Source organism: Pseudenhygromyxa sp. WMMC2535, from assembly GCF_011083025.2.
The window spans coordinates 4,928,068-4,945,445 of sequence record NZ_JABJWV010000001.1; the positions used below are offsets into that span (position 1 = coordinate 4,928,068).

Annotated in this window: 15 protein-coding genes; 7 read left to right on the forward strand and 8 right to left on the reverse strand. The window is 70.3% G+C overall.

Going from position 1 to position 17,378, the window contains the following annotated elements:
* Positions 1-13: 13 nt before the first annotated feature.
* The 6 genes from G6O69_RS19275 to G6O69_RS19300 all read right to left on the reverse strand — a co-directional run bounded on the left by G6O69_RS19275 (position 14) and on the right by G6O69_RS19300 (position 5,682).
* Positions 14-1,090 (reverse strand): CAP domain-containing protein, encoded by a 1,077-nt coding sequence (locus G6O69_RS19275; RefSeq protein WP_172304983.1) that lies wholly within the window; start codon positions 1,088-1,090, stop codon positions 14-16.
* A 247-nt stretch (positions 1,091-1,337) separates the two neighbouring features.
* Positions 1,338-2,288: a hypothetical protein gene (locus G6O69_RS19280; RefSeq protein WP_172304984.1), complete on the reverse strand. Its 951-nt coding sequence runs from the start codon at positions 2,286-2,288 to the stop codon at positions 1,338-1,340.
* Positions 2,289-2,375: 87 nt separating this feature from the next.
* Positions 2,376-3,302 carry a hypothetical protein gene (locus G6O69_RS19285; protein ID WP_172304985.1) on the reverse strand — a complete coding sequence of 309 codons (927 nt, stop codon included), beginning with the start codon at positions 3,300-3,302 and terminating at the stop codon, positions 2,376-2,378.
* A 148-nt stretch (positions 3,303-3,450) separates the two neighbouring features.
* Positions 3,451-4,170, reverse strand: coding sequence for a 16S rRNA (uracil(1498)-N(3))-methyltransferase (locus tag G6O69_RS19290; protein WP_172304986.1), 720 nt, complete (start codon positions 4,168-4,170; stop codon positions 3,451-3,453).
* Positions 4,167-4,994: a hypothetical protein gene (locus G6O69_RS19295; protein ID WP_176396961.1), complete on the reverse strand. Its 828-nt coding sequence runs from the start codon at positions 4,992-4,994 to the stop codon at positions 4,167-4,169. The genes G6O69_RS19290 and G6O69_RS19295 overlap by 4 nt, the downstream gene beginning before the upstream one ends.
* A gap of 4 nt (positions 4,995-4,998) precedes the next feature.
* Positions 4,999-5,682 (reverse strand): hypothetical protein, encoded by a 684-nt coding sequence (locus G6O69_RS19300; RefSeq protein WP_176396962.1) that lies wholly within the window; start codon positions 5,680-5,682, stop codon positions 4,999-5,001.
* A gap of 159 nt (positions 5,683-5,841) precedes the next feature.
* Between G6O69_RS19300 and G6O69_RS19305 the strand changes: the two genes are divergently transcribed.
* The 4 genes from G6O69_RS19305 to G6O69_RS19320 all read left to right on the forward strand — a co-directional run bounded on the left by G6O69_RS19305 (position 5,842) and on the right by G6O69_RS19320 (position 11,526).
* Positions 5,842-7,779, forward strand: coding sequence for a prenyltransferase/squalene oxidase repeat-containing protein (locus G6O69_RS19305; RefSeq protein WP_172304989.1), 1,938 nt, complete (start codon positions 5,842-5,844; stop codon positions 7,777-7,779).
* Complete coding sequence (locus G6O69_RS19310) at positions 7,776-9,257, forward strand: FAD-dependent monooxygenase (RefSeq protein WP_172304990.1); 1,482 nt, start codon at positions 7,776-7,778, stop codon at positions 9,255-9,257. The genes G6O69_RS19305 and G6O69_RS19310 overlap by 4 nt, the downstream gene beginning before the upstream one ends.
* Positions 9,258-9,368: 111 nt before the next feature.
* Positions 9,369-10,631 carry a response regulator gene (locus G6O69_RS42250; RefSeq protein ID WP_172304991.1) on the forward strand — a complete coding sequence of 421 codons (1,263 nt, stop codon included), beginning with the start codon at positions 9,369-9,371 and terminating at the stop codon, positions 10,629-10,631.
* Between the two features lie 211 nt (positions 10,632-10,842).
* A complete protein-coding gene (locus tag G6O69_RS19320) occupies positions 10,843-11,526 on the forward strand; it encodes a hypothetical protein (RefSeq protein WP_172304992.1) in 684 nt (227 codons plus the stop codon).
* A gap of 12 nt (positions 11,527-11,538) precedes the next feature.
* Here G6O69_RS19320 and G6O69_RS19325 read toward each other — a convergent pair whose 3' ends face one another.
* Positions 11,539-12,600: an RluA family pseudouridine synthase gene (locus tag G6O69_RS19325; RefSeq protein WP_172304993.1), complete on the reverse strand. Its 1,062-nt coding sequence runs from the start codon at positions 12,598-12,600 to the stop codon at positions 11,539-11,541.
* Positions 12,601-12,749: 149 nt separating this feature from the next.
* Between G6O69_RS19325 and G6O69_RS19330 the strand changes: the two genes are divergently transcribed.
* The 3 genes from G6O69_RS19330 to G6O69_RS19340 all read left to right on the forward strand — a co-directional run bounded on the left by G6O69_RS19330 (position 12,750) and on the right by G6O69_RS19340 (position 16,797).
* On the forward strand, positions 12,750-13,337 hold the full coding sequence (locus G6O69_RS19330; RefSeq protein ID WP_172304994.1) for a hypothetical protein: 588 nt from the start codon (positions 12,750-12,752) through the stop codon (positions 13,335-13,337).
* An 87-nt stretch (positions 13,338-13,424) separates the two neighbouring features.
* Entirely contained in the window at positions 13,425-15,140 is a 1,716-nt protein-coding gene (locus tag G6O69_RS19335) for a glycosyl hydrolase family 28-related protein (protein ID WP_176396963.1), read from the forward strand.
* Between the two features lie 130 nt (positions 15,141-15,270).
* A complete protein-coding gene (locus G6O69_RS19340; RefSeq protein WP_172304996.1) occupies positions 15,271-16,797 on the forward strand; it encodes a cellulase family glycosylhydrolase in 1,527 nt (508 codons plus the stop codon).
* Between the two features lie 62 nt (positions 16,798-16,859).
* Here the strand turns inward: G6O69_RS19340 and G6O69_RS19345 are convergent, their stop codons facing one another.
* Positions 16,860-17,363 carry a sporulation protein gene (locus tag G6O69_RS19345; RefSeq protein WP_176396964.1) on the reverse strand — a complete coding sequence of 168 codons (504 nt, stop codon included), beginning with the start codon at positions 17,361-17,363 and terminating at the stop codon, positions 16,860-16,862.
* Positions 17,364-17,378 lie beyond the last annotated feature (15 nt).

Below are 17,378 nucleotides of genomic sequence, written 5' to 3' on the forward strand. Positions count from 1 at the left end.
GCTCACGTGTTTCTCAGTCGCAGTCGATGACCTCGACATCGTAGCTGATCGCCTCGCTAATTCCGGTGATCTCGACGTGGTAAGTCGTTCCGGATTGGGTCGTCCAACCGTCGGGGATCATGGTGATCGCGCTGGTGCTGCCGTAGCCAGATGCGAGGCTGGTGACCGATACCGCGCGCGCCTCTCCATCGACGGTGATGCTGACTTCGGCCGCGCCGAGGTCGATGTCATCACTTTGAACCGTCCAGCCGGTTTCATCGATGCCACCGCCCCACCACAGGGGATTGACGGCCCCGAAGGGAAATTCCCCAGGAGGCGGGTAGGCCGTCCATGCTTTGCCGGCGTCGCCGCTACCTCCGAGGGTCCACATGCACGAGTACTCGTCGGTCGAGCCGATGCCTGTGGGTCCCAGTGAATTTGAAAGTATCCACCGACGGTGTCCCATGGTCGTGGGGTTGCCTGGATCGACCATATAGAGATCGACGGCGGTGACCGCTGGCGTGCTCGCGAGATTAGCGCTGCCGGCGCCTTGGGATCCATCTTCGGACCAACAGGTCCAGTCTTCTGGAGGACTGTGGTTCAGAGAATTGTTAGCGCTCATCATCAGGGCGCAGGCCTGGGCCTTCGCGTCGCGCTCGCTCGAGGTCGTGACCTCGGGGAGGTCGGCGAGGAAGCGGTAGAGGTTGACCTGGAGCAGCGCGCGCTCGCGCCAGTCGGCGGCCATGTCGGCGGGGTCACAGCTGTCGACGGAGCCGTCCCAGCTACCTTCGTAGACCTGGGCACGGTCCGCGTTCCAGCGCTCGCAGACGCTCGAGCCTTGTCCGCCGGTCGTGCCGCTGGTGCCCTCGTCCGCCGAGCTCGAGCTGCTGCCTTCGTCGTCCGTGTCCGGGCCGGTGGTCGAGGAGCCGTCGTCGTTGGTCGCGGACGAGTCGGACCCGTCCGCGCTCGAGTCCTCTCCCGGTGAGTCGTCCGCGTCGGAGCCAGCGTCTTCGAGGCTGGTCTCACCGTCGGCGATCGGCGGGTCGTCGATGCCGTGGTAGCAGGCGAGGATCGGCGCGAAGGCGAGCAGGATCGAGGCGCGAGTCCACACGTCGATCATGAGACCACAAAGCAAAAGAGAAGAGGCGGCCACGTGGGGCCGCCTCTTCGGTGTGTCTCGAACGTGATGGCACATTCGTCGCTCCGGTGAAGCTCGGAGCGATCGATGTGGTAGTGACGCTAACGCTCGACACCGTCACGGAAATTTTGCCGAGCTTCGAACAACGTTCGAAAACGGGCCGCTAGCGGGGTTCTGTCCCCGCGGACGCCGCGCGAGCTCTTCGATGCGCAGCCAGCGATCAGCCCGCGCTGTCGAGCGCTAGCGGGTCACCAGATGTCTCGTCGAAGGGCTCGGCGAGCAGGTGGTGGGCCGCCATGAACGCGCGCAGCTCGGGCCAGCGCTTGGCGATGTGGTCGAAGCGGCCGCGGCGGGTGCCGTGGAGCATGGCGTGGATGTCCTCGCCGGAGTGTAGGCCGCGGTAGTTGTCTTCGCGCTCCTGGAGCTGGGTCAGGGCGAAGGCCTTGAGCAGCTGGAGCTGGCGGATCCCCACTCCAGAGACGGTGCCCTCGATGGCGTCTTGGTGCCGTTCGAGGAACTCGAGCAGCTCGGTCCAGCGCTGGCGGCGGGCGAGGACGTAGGCGTCGCTGACGAACCAGTGGCGCTCGAGGCTGGCCGGGGAGCGGCGCCCGAGCTCGCGCCAGCGCTCGGCGTCCTCGAGGTCGCCGTCGAGGGTCGCGGCCAGGGCCATGCTGGCGTAGACGCCGGGGGCGATGCCCTGGAGCGTGCGGCCGTTGTTGACCCACTGCGAGTCGAGGACGCCGTGCAGGCGGGCGCGGGCGTCGGCGTAGTCTCCCCGGCGCAGGGAGGTGAGCGCGCGGTAGTAGGCGGCGAAGCAGCGGATGCTCGGCGGGGTCCGGCGGCTGGCGAGGACCTCGTCGAGGACGGCCTCGGCGTCATCGAGGGCGCCGAGATCGAGGAACTCGCGGGCGCGCTCGTTGGCGGTCATGGCCGCCTGGAGGTTGCCCCGGCGCTGTCGACCCCAGAGCATGGCGGCGCCGACGAAGAGGCCCAGGGCGAGCCAGGCCGACTGGCTCAGGGCCCACAGCACGCCGATCACGATCTCGGCCCCGAACACCATGCCCACGGCGCGCAGCGAGGTCTGGCGGGGCGTGAGCAGCTTGGGCAGCTCGGGCGGCCTGGTCTTCTGCGCGGCCTGTGGCGCCTGGGGACTGAGAGCGTTCTCGACCATCGCCGAGGCTCTATAACATCGCGGCGCCTCGTTGGCTGTGAGCGTCGGCTGTGAGCGTCGGCTGTGAGCGTCGGCTGTGAGCGCCGGCTAGAAGCGCCCACCCACACCGAGGGTGGCGCCGCCAGGTAGCAGGGAGAAGCTGGGTACGAGCTGGGCGCTGGTCCCGGTGTCCTGCGCGATGCGCCAGTGTCGGAAGTTCTGCTGGCGTCGCGCGCCGATGACGAGCATGGGGATGCTCGCGACGACGGCCGCCGAGCCGAGGCCGAGCATGGTCTCGCCGTAGGGGAGATCATCCTCGTCTTGGATGGCCATGGAGACCACGCCCAAGGTCATGCCGATCGGGCCGGCGATCACACAGGTCACCCCGGCGGCGCGCAGGCCATTGCCCTGGGGCGGGACCTGATCCTCGCGCAGGCTCGCCCAGCCCCGATATTTTTTGCGCAGGCTCGAGCCGATGATCGTGGAGACGATGCCGGCCGCAGTCGCGACGCTCCCGATGGCGAGGCCACCAAACCACAGGCCGGTGTCGCGCTCGGCGACGATCAGGGCGCTGGAGATGCCGGTCAAGGTCACGCCACCGGCGAGGACGATCCCGCCTGCGGAGAGGAGGCCGAGGCCGTCCCTGGGCACCGCGAGGCCGGGCTCGGGTTTGGCGATGGGGCTGGCCGAGGGGGTGTCGGCGTAGCTGGGGAGCTCGCTGTAGCTGGGCAGGCCAGCGTCGGGCGGGGGAGCCTCGGTGGCGGCGGGCTCGTCCGGGGAGGCCTCGGGGAGCTGCGCGGGCTCGGCTTTGGTCTCGGCCTCTGTCTGGGCGCTCGTCCCGGGCTGCGGCGACGCGCTGGCGTCGGGCGCGGCCTCGCGCTCGGCTGGGACGCTCGCCGCGTCCGGGTCGGAGCTCGCCTCGCTCTGCGGACGCTGGACCGTCGGGGCCGCCCAGGCCGTCCCCTCGAGGGCGCCCGCGCTCGCGCACAGCGTGGCGATGACGGCCGCGCCAGAGATTGTCGACCACCGCTTCACTTGGACCTCGCCAATGACGGTTCTACACCAAATCGGCTGGGGGCGGACGTCGCGTCGCGCATGGCCGTGGTCTCGCGGGCGTGCATCATCCCCTTCGTCCCCACAGCTGGGGATCGGTTCAACGGCCCGTGGGCACGCAGCGCTCAGGTCAGCTGGGGAGCTGGGCGAGCCGGGCCAGGAGGGCGACGGCGGCGGTCTCGACCCGGAGGATCCGTGGCCCGAGGCTGATCAGGGCGTCGCCCAGGGCGGCGAAGCGCTCGCGCTCGTAGTCGATGAAGCCGCCCTCGGGGCCGAGCACGACGGTCGCCGAGCCCGAGAGGCCGAGCGGGCAGGGGGTCGCGCCCAGGGGATCGCCGACGAGCACGGGGCCCTGCGTGCGGGCGCTGGCCAGGCGATCCTCGGCGAAGGGCAAGAAGCGTCGGTGGAGCTCGATCGTGGGCAGGTGAGTGTCGCAGCTCTGCTCGAGGCCGAGGAGGAGCTGGCGGCGGAGGGCCGCGGGGGCCAGGGCGGAGGCGTCCCAGTAGCTCTTCTCGACCCGGCGGCAGTGGAACAGGCAAAAGCGCTTGATGCCCAGGGCGGTGCCCTGCTGGAGCACCTTCTCGAGGGTCGCCGGGCGCGGCAGGGCGACGGCCAGGGTCAGCGAGGAGGCGGGCGGCGGGTCGGCGTTCAGCGCCACGCGCAGCTCGAGGGCCTCACGATCGATGCGCAGGACCTCGGCCTCACCGACGCGGTCGTCGAGCAGGCCGACGCGCAGGCGGTCGCCGGGGGCGGCCTTGAGGTGCTTGCGCGCGTGGACCAGGCGGCGGTCGACGAGGCGCACGCGATCCTCGGCCACGAAGTCCTCGGGCTCGAGGATGATCAGGTTCAAGGCAGGCCCTCGAAGAGCGGGGTGCAGCCCTCGCTCAGGGCGGCGGGCTCGCTCGGGGGGCGCACCTGGCCGAGCTCGTCGAGGGTCCACTCGCCGGCTCGCTCGGTGAGCGCGTCGGGGAGGGTCTCGGCCTCGGCCGCGGGCAGGCGAGGGGTGGGCAGCAAGGTCAGCGCGCCGGCGCAGTCGAAGGGCGCCAGGGCGAAGGCCGGGCCGATCCGCGTGTGATCGGCGACGGCGCTGGGGCTGTGCCAGCTCGGGGCGAACACGAGCTGCGCGTCGATGAGCCAGCCCCAAAACACCTGCTCGGGGACCTCGCTCTCGTGACCGCGCAGCGCCGCGCGGACGAGCGGGCCGAGGCTCGTGGCGTGGAGCTCGAGCTCGCAGCGCTGCACGTCGACGCCACAGGCCGAGGGCGCCTGGCCGCGGCCGAGGAGCTCGGGCTCGGGTTCGGTCGTGGCCTCTGCGTCGGGGATCGGGCGGTGCTGCACGACGGACAGGCCCGCGCCCCGATCCGCTTCGTCCGCTGTGCCGGCGTCGGCGTCGGTGTCGGGAGTGGGCGCGTCGAGGACGACGGCCATGGGGCAGGGCGCAGGCTCGGGCGCGGCCACGGAGGCGAAGGCCAGGGTCTGCGCGCCAGGGCTCGTGCAGCGCGGCTCGGCGGCGGCGGCCCGATCCGCGGGGCGGGGATCGGCGATCTCACCGTGGTCCGCGCTGCTCTGGGCGACGCAGCCAGACACACAGCCAGACAAGGAGAGGAGCGATGAGATCGCGCCCGCGGCCGACGTGAGCCAGCCGCGATGCGCGTCCTTCGCAAGCCTCGCCAAGCGGCTACTTCCGGGCGAGCGTGACGCGCAGCGGGGCGCCCTGGTTGGTCGTCGCTCGGCTGGATCCGGGCAGGGTCGAGATGCCCCAGATCTGCGTGCCGTTGGCGTCTCGCCCGATCAGCCCGTTGACGTTGAGCTCGACGATGGGCGAGCAGCCGGCGAGGTCCTCGGTCGGCAGCGGCCCGATGTTGAGCTCGCGGTAGGAGAGGCTGCTGGGGTCGGTGATCGTGAAGGTGACCTTGAGGTTGTAGACGTCGGTGCCCTCGAGCAGCGTCTGGTCGATGGAGTCCACCTCGCACTCGGGGGCCTCGTCGTAGTCCGTGCACAAGGTCTCGGCGAACTGATCGAAGACCGGGGCGCCCTCGGGGCCATCCTTTTGGTAGTCGGTCCTGTCGATCAGATAGAAGTCTTGCAGACAGTCCTCGTAGTTCACCGTGGCGATGACCTCGGTGGTTCCAGCGAACACCGTGTCGCCCTCGCCGCCCAGCGGGCTGAGTTCGATGCGGACGGTTCCGAATTTATCCGGCTCGGGCTCCTTGCAGCTGGACGAGGCGGTCAGGGCCAAGAGCGCGGCCCCCGTGGTCAAGGCAGACTTCGTCACCTTCATTTGAGCGCGAGTGTGGCAGAGGCCACAGTGGTCGAGCAAGCCGGGATCGAGGCCGCCCTCGAGCGCTGCGAAGGCGGACACGCCGTGAATTCAAAATCGCGTGTAGCTAGCAGAATACGGCTACCTGTGGCGGTTTTGCGACACCCTGGCTGTGATGGCCGTCACCGGGAAGGGAAGAGCGCGCGTGTATTCTGGGACCGCGTTTTGCGCGCCCCACGCCGTCAACTGGTGACCGCCGCCATGCTCGAAAAACCGACCGTCAGCGAACCCCGGACCCAGTCTCGTCGCCCCCGCGCGGGTCAAACTCTGCCGGCCGCGAAGGGGCCTGGCGCCGACGCTCCCCTCGACGCCGCGATCGCGCGGACCCACGGCTGGTGTCGCACGTGGTGGCAGCGCTTCCACGCCGCGAGCCCATGGTTGATCGCGGTCCCCGACGTCGGCCCGACCTGCGAGGTCTTGCTGGCCGACGCGCTCTTTCATGATCTCGACGCGGACGAGCGCGAGGGCATGCTCGCGTGGATCCGCAGCCAGCAGGGCAAAGATGGTGGCTGGCGCGACCTCGACGGCGAGGTCGACCTCTCGCTGACCTGCCTGGGCTACTGGGCCCTGGTTCAGCACGGCGACGACCCCGAGGGTGAGGAGCTGGTCCGGGCGCTGCGGCTGATCCACGAGCTCGGCGGCGCGAGGCGGGCGAACCTGACGGTCCGCCTGTGGCTCGCCCTCGCCGGCGCGGTGCCCTGGGACTGGGTCCCGGCGGTGCCGGCCGAGCTCTACCTGCTGCCCGAGTTCGCCCCGCTCTCGCCGGCGCGCCTGTCTCCCTGGGCCCGGCAGATGGTCGCGGCCTTTCACCTGCTCGCCGAGTCCTCGGCGCGCATCCATCTCTACGAGGCCAGCGAGCTGCTGCTCTACCGCGACGACGAGCCCATCCCCCCGCGGCTGACGGCGCCGGGGCTGGCCGGGGACCTGCTGCAGGCCTTCGATCGCACCATCAAGCTGGCGCGGGCGCTGCCCCGCGGCGCGGTCCATCGTCGGGCGCTGGCCGTGGCCACGCGCTGGGTCGACGAGGCCCAGCAGCGCCACGGCGGCTGGTTCTCGGCGCGGCCGACCCTCTACAGCCTGCTCGCGCTGCGGGCGATCGGCGTGCACTCCGACGACCCGCGGATCCGTCGCGGGCTGGACTACCTGCGGACCGCCCGGGGCGTCGTCGAGGTCGAGGGCCGCGAGCTGCGGGCGCAAGGCCTGAGCGCGCGGCCGCTGACCAAGGTCGCGCGCCTGGGGATGGTCGCCGGGGCCGAGCTCGGCGAGCCGGCGGCGATGGTCCGCGAGCGCCTGCTGGCCGCGGAGATCAGCGCCGTCGGTGCCTGGCAGCGCCGAGCCGACGCGCCGATCGGCGGGTGGCCGAGCGAGGCCCAGGCCGAGAACCTGCTCGATCTGCGCTCGACCTGCGTGGTGCTCTCGGCCCTGCGTGGGGCTCGGACCGCGGCCACGCGGGCGAGCCTGCGCCGCGCCGCCGAGGTCATGCTGGCGATGCAGGAGCCCGACGGATCCTTCGCCAGGTTCGAGCGCGGCGAGGCCGACGTGCCGCTCTCGCACCTGCCCTGGCGCGACGCGGATCAGCTCAACCTCGGCGCGCCCGAGGACGAGGCCAAGGTCTCGCTCTCGGCCATGGTCCTGCGCGAGCTCGCGGTCCTGGGCTGGCGGCGCGAGGACGACCGCGTGGCGCGGGCGCTGACCTGGCTCGGCGAGGCCCTCGAGCTCCACGGCCACGCGTGGTCGGTCTCGACCCTGGCCGAGGTGCTGCGCGCCTGCGCTGCCCAGTGCCCGCCGGGGGATCCGCTGCGTCTGGCCTGCGAGGCCGCGCTGCGCAAGCGCCAGTGGGAGGACGGGAGCTTTGGCGACGAGCTGGCCACGGCCCGGGCCTTGCTCGCGCTGCTCGAGCTCTCGCCCCGGGGCGAGGCGGTCTGCGTCCAGTGTCACCGCGCCGCCCGGGCCCTGATCGCGCGCGTGGGCCTGCTCGCGCGCGAGACCCTCAGCGCCGCGCCGAGCAGCTGCGAGGGCGGCCTGCCGGGCTACGGCCTGTCACCGCGCCTGCACGATCCCAGCGCTGGCGTCCGCGACGTCCACGTGGCCCTGCTGCGTTACCGCGAGCTCGACATCCAAGAGGAGACCCAAGCATGAACGCCGAGATCGGGAAGTCCATCGAAGACGACAGCCTGGCGGATCGCTACGACGTGATCATCGTGGGCGCGGGCGTGGCAGGCTGCGCCGCGGCCCAGGCCCTCTCGCGCGCGGATCAACGCAACCGCCGCTCGATCCTCGTCGTCGACCTCCACAAGCAGGTCTCGCCGCGCTTCTCCGGCGAGTACATCCACCCGCGCGGGGCGGAGATCCTCGACGACCTCGGCTTCTACAACCGGCTGATCGCCGAGGGTGCTGTCGATGTCGACGGCTTCGTGGTCATGGAGGACGCCGAGGTCGATGATCCGGTGGTCCTCGACTACAAGTCGATCGTCGGCGAGCGGCCCCAGGGCATCTCGGTCCACCACAAGACCATCGTCAAGGTGATGCGGCGGACGATGATGGAGCGCGAGCAGGTCACGATGCGCGCCGGCTGGCGCGTCACGGATCTGATCCGCGACGAGCTCGACGATGAGCGCGTCGTCGGCGTGGTGATCCGCGATCCCGCCGGGCGCCTGCGCGAGGCTCGTTGCGACCTGCTGATCGCCGCCGACGGTAAGGCCAGCACCGTGCGCAAGCTGGCGGGGATCCCCGATCGTCGCCACACCCTGGGCTTCACCGCCGGCCTCGAGGTCTCGGACGCGGCCGTGGCCCACCCCCTGCACGCGACCGTCTACCTCGGCGGCCCGGGGCCGATGCTCTGCTACCCGATCGCCCGCGAGGGCGAGTCGATGCGCTACCGGCTGACCTTCGACCTCCCGCACACGCTCCCGGCCAAGGGCAGGGCGCTGAGCGAGTATCTGCTCGACGCCTTCGTGCCCTACCTGCCCACGGAGCTGTCGGAGCAGGTCAGCGCGGCGCTCAACGGGCTCAGCCGCCCCGTGGAGATGGCGCCCACGGTCAACCTCCCGGCGCCCCCGGCGACGGCGCCAGGCTTGGTGCTGATCGGAGACGCCGCCGGGTGCTCACACCCGATCACGGCCAGCGGCATGACCATGGGTCTGCTCGACGCCAAGTATCTCGGCCGGGAGGCGCGTCGCCGCGCCGACGTGGGCGCGCGCGAGCCTTGGCTCGACGATCGCTGCATGCGCCGTTTCCGCGTGGAGCACGATCGCTATGTGCCCACGCGGCAGGCGCTGGCCGACTCGATCTACGAGGCCTTCCGCGGCGAGGGCTCGGGTGCTCGCGGCATCCGTCGCGCCTTGTTCAGCTACTGGCGCAGCGGTGAGCGGCAGCGTGTGCGCTCGCTTGCGCTGCTGGCCTGTGCAGAGCGGCGGCCGCAGATCTTCTTGAGCGAGTACCTCAAGACCGCTGGCCACGTCGTTCATGCTAGCCTCGCGCCACGACACGCCGCCCACTATCCGGTGAGGGATCGCCTGCGCCAGGTTCAGGGTGCCGTGGGCTTGGCTGGGACCAAGGTCGGGATGGTGGCGTCGGTGGCCTGGTCGCAGATCCGGCCGAGCTGGATGGTGGCCTGAGCCCCGGCGCGGGCCGCCCTGCGGCCTGCGCTCTTCGCTCGATCGCGTTGGGCCACAGGATCTCCGCACCCTTTCGTTGACACGCCGCAGCGCCCCACCTAGGCTGCGCAAGTGAGCCAGATCAGGGTGCTCGTGGTCGACGACGACCCCTGGATTCTCCGCATGGTGTCTTCCAGCCTGGAGAAGAAGGGGACCTATGCCGTCGATACTGCTCGCGACGGGGAGCAGGCGCTGCGCAAGGCACAGGCCGCGAAGCCAGACATCGTGATCACCGACGTGATGATGCCGGTGATGGATGGCTGGGCGCTGGTCCAGGCCATGCGCGCGGACCCGACCCTCGCGGACATCCCCGTGCTCTTCCTGACGGCCCTGGGCAAGGACGAGGATCGACTCCACGCCCTCGGCCTCAAGCCCGACGACTACGTGTCCAAGCCCTTCCGCTTCGACGACCTCGAGCGCCGCGTGCTCAAGGCCCTCGCCAAGCGCGGCAAGGTGGACGACGGCATGGGCTACGGCGGCGCGCCGGGCTATGGCGGTGGTGCAGGCGGGAGTCCTTTCTCAGGTGGCTTCGGCCCGGGTCCGCGACCCGGCGGGGGCATGTCTGGTGGGGGGATGGCCGGGCGTCAGCCCTTCGGCGGTGGTGGAGGCGGAGGCTTCGGAGGTTATCCGCAGCAGGGCGGCTACCCGCAGCAGGGCGGCTACCCGCAGCAGGGCGGCTACCCGCAGCAGGGTTACCCGCAGCAGGGTTATCCGCAGCAGGGTTATCCGCAGCAGGGCGGCTATCCGCAGCAGGGCGGCTACCAGCAGCAGCAGCAGCAGCAGCAGCAGCAGCAGCAGGGCTACGGACCGCCCGGGCAGGTGCCTGGACACGGCGGCTTCGACCCGGGCTTCAACCCGTCCGTGCACGGGCCACCCGGGCAGGCCCCCAATCAGACACCTGGACAGCCCCCCGGGCAGCCCCCCGCGCGCGCGCCAGAGGAGCCTGCCGGAGACACCGGCGACGCCTCGGCCAGCGGCTCATTCTCCGGCGCCATGAAGCGCACCGGCCTGTCCGGGCGCCTCGAGCAGCTCGGGCTGTCGAGCCTCCTGGTGATGATGGAGATGGAGCGCAAGGACGGCGTGCTCCAGCTTCAGCACGCCGCGGACAAGCAGATCGGGCGGATCTTCATCCGCAAGGGTCAGGTCATCAACGCCAAGATCGACAAGGACGCCGAGGACCGCGACGGACCCAACAGCGTCTATCACATGCTCACTTGGGACAAGGGGCGCTTTCACTTCACGGCCATGGAGGTCGACATGGAAGACAAGATCCAGACCTCGACCACGAGCTTGCTGATGGAAGGCGCGCGGCTGATCGACGAAGCGAACCGCTGAGCGGAGCGCTCGGCTCGACGCGAGGATGAGGCCCCGCTGGTTCGCCAGCGGGGTCTCGCGTTTTCGTCACTGGCGATTCGTCCAAAGAATGGTCCAAAGGCCGTTTCTGGCGTCGAATGCCCGGGTGCTCGCAAAGCCTTCGTGGGTGGGCGGCCCACAGAAGCTGGCCAAGTGCTGGACGCGGGGCCGATACCCGGGCGAGGATGGCGACATGAGCGATCCCGACGGCCGGGACGATCTGTCCGCGCTCGAGCCAATTGCGAGTCGCAGCGGGGCCTTTTCACCGAGCCCTTCCGACAGCTTGCGAGAGACTCTGGATGACGAGGACATCCAGTCGGGCATGAGCATGGCCGAGCTCAAGGCGCAGCTCGAGCGTGAGCGCGAGGCGACGGCGAAGGGCAACGGGCTGGTGGCCTTCGAGCTGCGTCGCAACGCGCGGCCGGGCAGCCGCGACGACGAGCTCCTCGACGCCCCGCCGCGGGGTGAGCATCACCTCGGCCGCCTCGGTGGGTGGAACGCGGGACGCAGGAGCCGGCAGCTGATCGCCGCGGGTCTGGGTCTGGCCATGCTCGCGGGGATCGTCGCGATCGTCCGCTACGAGCGGGAGATTGGTCATCGCCGCCTGCACCCTCTGCCCGAGGTCGAGGCGACCATCGCCCCGGGGACGCCGCGAGAGATGAGCCTGTCCGAGGGCAAGTTCCGCGTGGGCCTCGGCCGCGAGGCGCCGGCGATCAACGTGGTGCACCTGCCCGATCGCGACCTCACCTTGGCCCCGGGCGCCGACAAGGCTCAGTTCAAGATCGAGGTCATCGAGGGCCGGACCACCAAGATCCAGGTGCTCACCGGCGAGATCCAAGAGTCGCTGCGCGCGGCCGATGCCGAGCCGCTGCTCTGAGCTGGGCTCGGCTCAGCAGCCCGGCGGGAGCGGGAGGATCGCGGCGAGCTCCTCGGGCCAGGGCGCCTCGAAGCGCACGCGCTCGCCGGACTCGGGGTGCGGGAAGCTCAGCGTGCGCGCGTGCAGGGCGTGGCGCCACAGCCCGAGCTTGGCCTCGAGCTCCTGCACGGGCCGGCCGTTCTCGACCACGTCGAGGAAGTCCTGCTCGCGCACGGCATAGATCTTGTCGCCCAGCAGGGGGTGGCCGTCGAGGGCCAGGTGCACGCGGATCTGGTGGGTTCGCCCGGTCTTGGGCCGGCAGCGGACCAAGGTGATCGGCTGGTCGCGGAAGCTGGCCCAGGCGATCGGCTCGACGTGGGTGCGCGCAGGCAGGCCGCCATCCTCGAGCTCGCGGCGACCGACCTTGATCAGGATCTGCGAGCCCTCGGCGGGACCCAGAGGGTCGTCGAGGATCCGCTCGCCTTCGAGGTGCCCGGAGACCAGCGCGAGGTAGACCTTGTCGACCTCGCGGCGAAAGAAGCTGCCCTTGAGCTGGGAGGCGCTGCCCTTGCGGCGGCCAAAGGCCATCACCCCGGAGGTCTCGCGGTCGAGGCGGTGGGCCATCTCCCAGCCATGGCCGAGGCCGAGGCGGCGGCGCATCAAGGCCGTGAGCGTGTGCCGGTGATAGCGGGCCGAGGGGTGCACGGGCAGGTTGCCGGGCTTGTCGAGGATCAGCAGCGAGGGATCTTCGTGGAGCACGCTGTAGTCGAGGATCACCGCCGGCTCCTCGGGGGCGGGGCGGCGGATCACGATCACCTGGCCCACGCGCAGGCGCAGGGCGTTCTTGACCAGCGGCTCGCCGCTGCTGCGGCAGCGGACGCCGCCGGCCGCGAGCATCTTGTGCACGCGGGTGCGTGACATCCGGGTGAAGCGCAGCGACAAGAAGCGGTCGAGGCGGTAGCCGCCGTGGCCCGGGCCGACCTCGAGCTCGAACTCGATGAAGGCCTGACCGTGCTCGTCGACGATGAGGTCGTCGTGGAGCTCGAGCTCTTCGTCGCTGAGGAGCGCGAGCTCCTTGGCCGCGTCGGCGTCCATCGGCGGGATGATAGTGCCGCGCTCGTGACGGAGTGCCGAGGCGCGCGCGACGCGAAGACAAGCGGCGCGTGCGTCGCTGCGCGAAAAGACGGCTAGAGGCAAAACTAACAAAGCTGGCTGCCTCGGAAAGAGTGCTATATTGCGTCGCCATGACTTCCCCTGATCCCAAGTCGAAGCAGGGCAGCGATGGCGGGGGCATGCTCCCCGCCCTGCTCGCAGGCGTAGGCATCTTGCTCGTCGCCGCGTTGTTCTTCTTTGGTGGAGACGAAGACGAGGACAAGGCCGCCGCCAAGGAGGCTGCGGGCAAGGACCAAGCCAGCGCGTCTTCGCGGACGGCTTCCGGCTCCAGCAAGACCGGCATCGCGGCCCGGCGCACCGACGACGCGCAGCCTTCGGCCCCCAAGCCTCGCCTCAACCCTCGCATCGCCAACTCGATGGTGGGGAGCGGCATGGCCCCGAACTCGGACAAGCCCGAGGAGCCCTCGTCCTTCGAGTCGAAGGACGAGGAGATCATCTACTGGGAGGACGAGCTGCGTGCGGCCAACCAGACCCTCGAGATGCGTCAGCGGGCGATGGAGCACATCCCCGCCATCGAAGAGAAGATCCGCAATGGCAAGGACGCCGAGCGCAGCCTCGCCGAGTTCGAGAAGCGCAAGGAGGTCGTCGAGGAGAACCTCGAGAAGGCCGAAGATCGCGTGAAGACGATCGAGGAGAAGCTCGAGAAGCTGCGCGGCTGATCGACCCGCAGCTTGCACCCGGGGACACTCGCATCCGGCGACCTGGGGACCGCGCGTCGTGGCATGCTGGCCACGATGCGGACAGTTTTGACCGCTACGTTCGCGCTCGCGTTGGTGGCTTGCTCGGGTTCGAGTGAGACCGACGCGGGCGCTGTCGATGTGGGCAGCGAGAGCAGCTCGGACACGGACGAGGTCGGCACGGGCACGGGCGGGGACACGGACTCGGGCACGGGGACGGATGCCGACTCGGGCACGGACTCGGACTCCGACACGGGGGAGGAGAGCTGGCGCAGCGTCCTCTACCCCGAAGACTGGACGCCCGAGCTCGTCGACGAAGACGGCCGCTTTCTCCACGACTTCTCCTACGCCGGCTACCACGGCGGCGTGCTCCCGCTGCCGGAGCAGATCCCCGGCGTCGAGCGCTCGGTGCTCGACGACGGCGCCGATCCGACGGGAGCGGAGGACAGCACCGCGGCGATCCAGGCGAGCATCGACTTCGTAGGGGAGGCCGGCGGCGGCGTGGTCTGGCTGCCGCCGGGGAGCTACCGCTGCGACGGCCTGCTCACGGTCGCGCACGCCGGCGTGGTCATCCGCGGAGCCGGCCCCGAGACCTCGCTGTGGTTCACCCGCACCGCCGAGATGAACGGCCAGGAGCACCTGAGCTTCCGCGGGCAGCTGGTCCAGGGGGCCGAGCTCGCGCTGCTCGAGGACGGGGCGCCGCGCAGTGAGACGGTCCGGGTGGGGGCGGACGCCGGAGACGCCCTCGCGCTCGGTGACGACCTGGCGATCGGCTGGGTGATCACCGACGAGTTCGTCGACGAGCACGAGATGGCCGGGATGTGGGCGAGCTTCAACGGACAGTGGCGGACCTTCTTTCGCCGCGAACTCGTGGCCATGGACTGCGACGCCGCAGGCTGCACGCTGACCTTGGACGTGCCTCTGCGCTACCCGGCCAAGCTCCGGGATCAAGCCAGCGTGCGCGTCGAGACCGGCTACCTCGAGGAGGTCGGCCTCGAGCACCTGCGCCTGTCCACGGTCAGCGCCGACTGGGACGCGGCCTGGACGAACCCGCGCAGCCACGCCGCTGCGATGATCGCCGTCAAGGACAGCTGGATGCGCGGGCTGTCGAGCTTCGAGTCGCCCAACAGCAGCGATGATCGCCAGCGCCATCTCATGTCCGGTGGCTTGTTCGTGAGCGACGCCAAGCGGGTGACGGTGGCCGACTCGACCATGGCGTGGCCGCAGCACCGCGGCACCGGGGGCGCCGGCTACCTGTTCGAGATCTCGCGCAGCAGCGAGATCATGACCCGCGACAGCGTCGCCAGCGGCGGGCGCCACAACTTCATCCAAAACTGGGACTTTGGGACCAGCGGCTGCGTGTGGCTGCGGGTCGAGAGCGAGGCGGGCGCGGCCTTCGTGGACTCGACGGAGTCCGTCCCCCTGCCGGGCTACAGCGACTTTCACCACTCGCTGGCCATGGCCAACCTCATCGACGGCGCGCGCATCGACGACGGCTGGCATGCGGTCAATCGCACCGGCTTCAGCAGCGGGGCCGGGCACTCCGCCACCCAAAACGTGTTCTGGGCCGTTTCCGGGGCCGGCGTCCTGCGCAGCTTTCAGTGGGGCTGGGGCTACATCATCGGTAGTCACGGCCTGAGCATCGAGCGGGAGCTGGACGAGGGGATGCTCTTCGAGTCGCTCTACACGGCGCCGGAGGACTGGCTCGAGGGGGCGGAGGTCGCGGCGAGCCTCGAGCCAGCTTCGCTCTATGAAGACCAACTCGCGCGGCGGCTCTCCCCCTGAGGGACGCCGCGCTCGAGCACGTGAGCGCTTTTAGCTTGCGCATGGGTGCAAACTGGCACCTTGGTGACATCATGTCACCGTGCGTCCTTTTTCACTCCGATCCTCGAGTCTGGCGAGCTCTCTGAGCTGTTTGATCATCGCAGGAGCGAGCTCCGCCTGTGGCGGCGCGAGCGGTGAAGGCGAGGCGCTCAGTGTCAGCGAGAGCGGGGCAGGAGACGACATCGACACGGCGGGGACTGGTGAGACGGGCGAGGGGGGCGAGGACGTGGGCGAGGACGAGGGCGAGGCCGAGCTGCCCCCGGAGCTGATCGTCGACGCAGACAACCGCGCGCTGATCTTCCACGGCATCAACGTCCACAACGCCTCCAAGTACCAGGCCGATCGCCTGCCGACGATCACCCAGGACGACGTGGCCCGCATGGCCCACGACTGGGGCTTCAACGTGGTCCGGCTGCTGATCTTCTGGGACGCGATCGAGCCCGAGCCGGGGATCTACGACGACGCCTATCTCGCGGCCATCGGCGAGCGCATGGCCTGGTTCGCGGACGAGGACATCGCGGTGATCCTCGACATGCACCAAGACGTGTACTCCGAGGCCTTTTGCTGCGACGGCGCGCCGACCTGGGCGATCTTCGACGACGGGGAGGCCTTCGAGCAGCAGTCGCTGTGGTCCGCCAACTACCTCCAGCCCGCGGTCCAGCACGCCTTCGACAACTTCTGGGCGGGGGACGGGGGGGCGCACCCCGAGCTCCAGGAGCACTACGTGCTCGCCTGGCAGCACGTCGCCGAGACCTTCGCGGGGACGCCCAACCTGATCGGTTACGACCTGATGAACGAGCCCTTCCCGGGGACCGCCTGGGAGTTTGGTGACATCGACGCGGCCGAGCCCAGCGCGGCGGTGGCCGCCTGGGGTCAGGACGCGCTCACCCCTTTCTATGCCCGGATGACCGCGGGGATCCGCGAGATCGACGAGGACAGCTGGATCTTCATCGAGCCGCGCTACGGCGCCGCGGCTGCGGGTCGGCCCGCCGTGCTCGGGCACGTGGAAGACCCCCGGGCCGCGGGCCCGCGGATCGTCTACTTCCCGCACCTCTACCCGATCGAGGCCGAGGTGTTCGGGGCCTGGTCGGCCAGCAACCCGACCCTCGACAACTGGGAGAGCGCGCGCGAGGCCGAGCAGGCCGAGCTCGGTGGAGCGGTGATGCTCGGGGAGTTTGGGATCATGCCCGACTGGGACTTTGGCCCCGAGCTGCTCGAGGACATCTTGACCATGGCGGATCGCGCGACCTCGGGCTGGACCTACTGGAGCTACGACACCAACGGTCGCGGGATCATCGACCCCATGGGCGAGGAGCGGCCGGCGGCGGCGGTCCTCACCCGGCCCTACGCGCGGGCCGTCGCGGGCACGCCTTTGGTGCACGTCTACGACGCCCATACCCGCGAGCTCCACCTCGAGTTCGAGCACCGCCAGGGCGTCTCGGGACCCACGGAGATCTATATCCCGCAGTCGCGCTGGTACCCCGAGGGCTGGGAGCTCGTCGTCGACGACCCCGAGGGCAGCTGGACGAGCGAGTGGGACGCCGCGCGCGAGGTCCTGAGCCTGACCACGGACCCGGGCGAGAGTCCGCACGTGGTCGAGCTCCGACCGGCGCTCTGATGGGCTTTCGTCGGGCTCGAAGGGCGAGCCTCGCTCGCCCCGGCCCGCCGCGTTTTTCGGGCTCAGGCGACGAGCAGCTTGCCCGTGGCCGTGGGGTCGATCTGCCCGCGGATGTCGGCCTGGGCGAGGATGTTGATCGTGCACGCGGCCGAGGTCCGGTCGCAGTGCTCGGGCAGGTCGAGGTCGACGCTGACCTCGCGTTCGTCGCCGGGCTCGACCTCCTCGTGCACGGCCACGCGGACCTGCGCGAGCAGCTCGCGGGTCCACGAGGGGGTCAGGTGGCGGCGATCTTCGAGCTCGCTGGCCTGCTCGTCGGTGAACACCATGCCCTGGCCATCGCTCCACTGGCGGTGACGGATGAGCACATAGAACATCACGCCCTCGACGCGGGCGGTCTTGGTGCCGCCCGAGAGCCTGACCTTGGCCTGGCCGGCCTGACCGGGAGCCAGGCGCGCAGCCCAGCCCTCGTCGTCGGTGAGCACATCGATGCGGGCGCCTTCGCTGCCCAGGGTCTCGCGCATCTTGTCGGAAAAGCCCATGGTCGTGATCCTCGCGGGGACGACCATAGCAGGCCGAGGCCT

Bases quoted from the DNA above. Each gene is read 5' to 3' on its own strand.
- G6O69_RS19280 (WP_172304984.1), bottom strand. From the start codon at position 2,288: ATGGTCGAGAACGCTCTCAGTCCCCAGGCGCCACAGGCCGCGCAGAAG.
- G6O69_RS19305 (WP_172304989.1), top strand. From the start codon at position 5,842: ATGCTCGAAAAACCGACCGTCAGCGAACCCCGGACCCAGTCTCGTCGC.
- G6O69_RS19310 (WP_172304990.1), top strand. From the start codon at position 7,776: ATGAACGCCGAGATCGGGAAGTCCATCGAAGACGACAGCCTGGCGGAT.
- G6O69_RS19320 (WP_172304992.1), top strand. From the start codon at position 10,843: ATGAGCGATCCCGACGGCCGGGACGATCTGTCCGCGCTCGAGCCAATT.
- G6O69_RS19325 (WP_172304993.1), bottom strand. From the start codon at position 12,600: ATGGACGCCGACGCGGCCAAGGAGCTCGCGCTCCTCAGCGACGAAGAG.
- G6O69_RS19330 (WP_172304994.1), top strand. From the start codon at position 12,750: ATGACTTCCCCTGATCCCAAGTCGAAGCAGGGCAGCGATGGCGGGGGC.
- G6O69_RS19345 (WP_176396964.1), bottom strand. From the start codon at position 17,363: ATGGTCGTCCCCGCGAGGATCACGACCATGGGCTTTTCCGACAAGATG.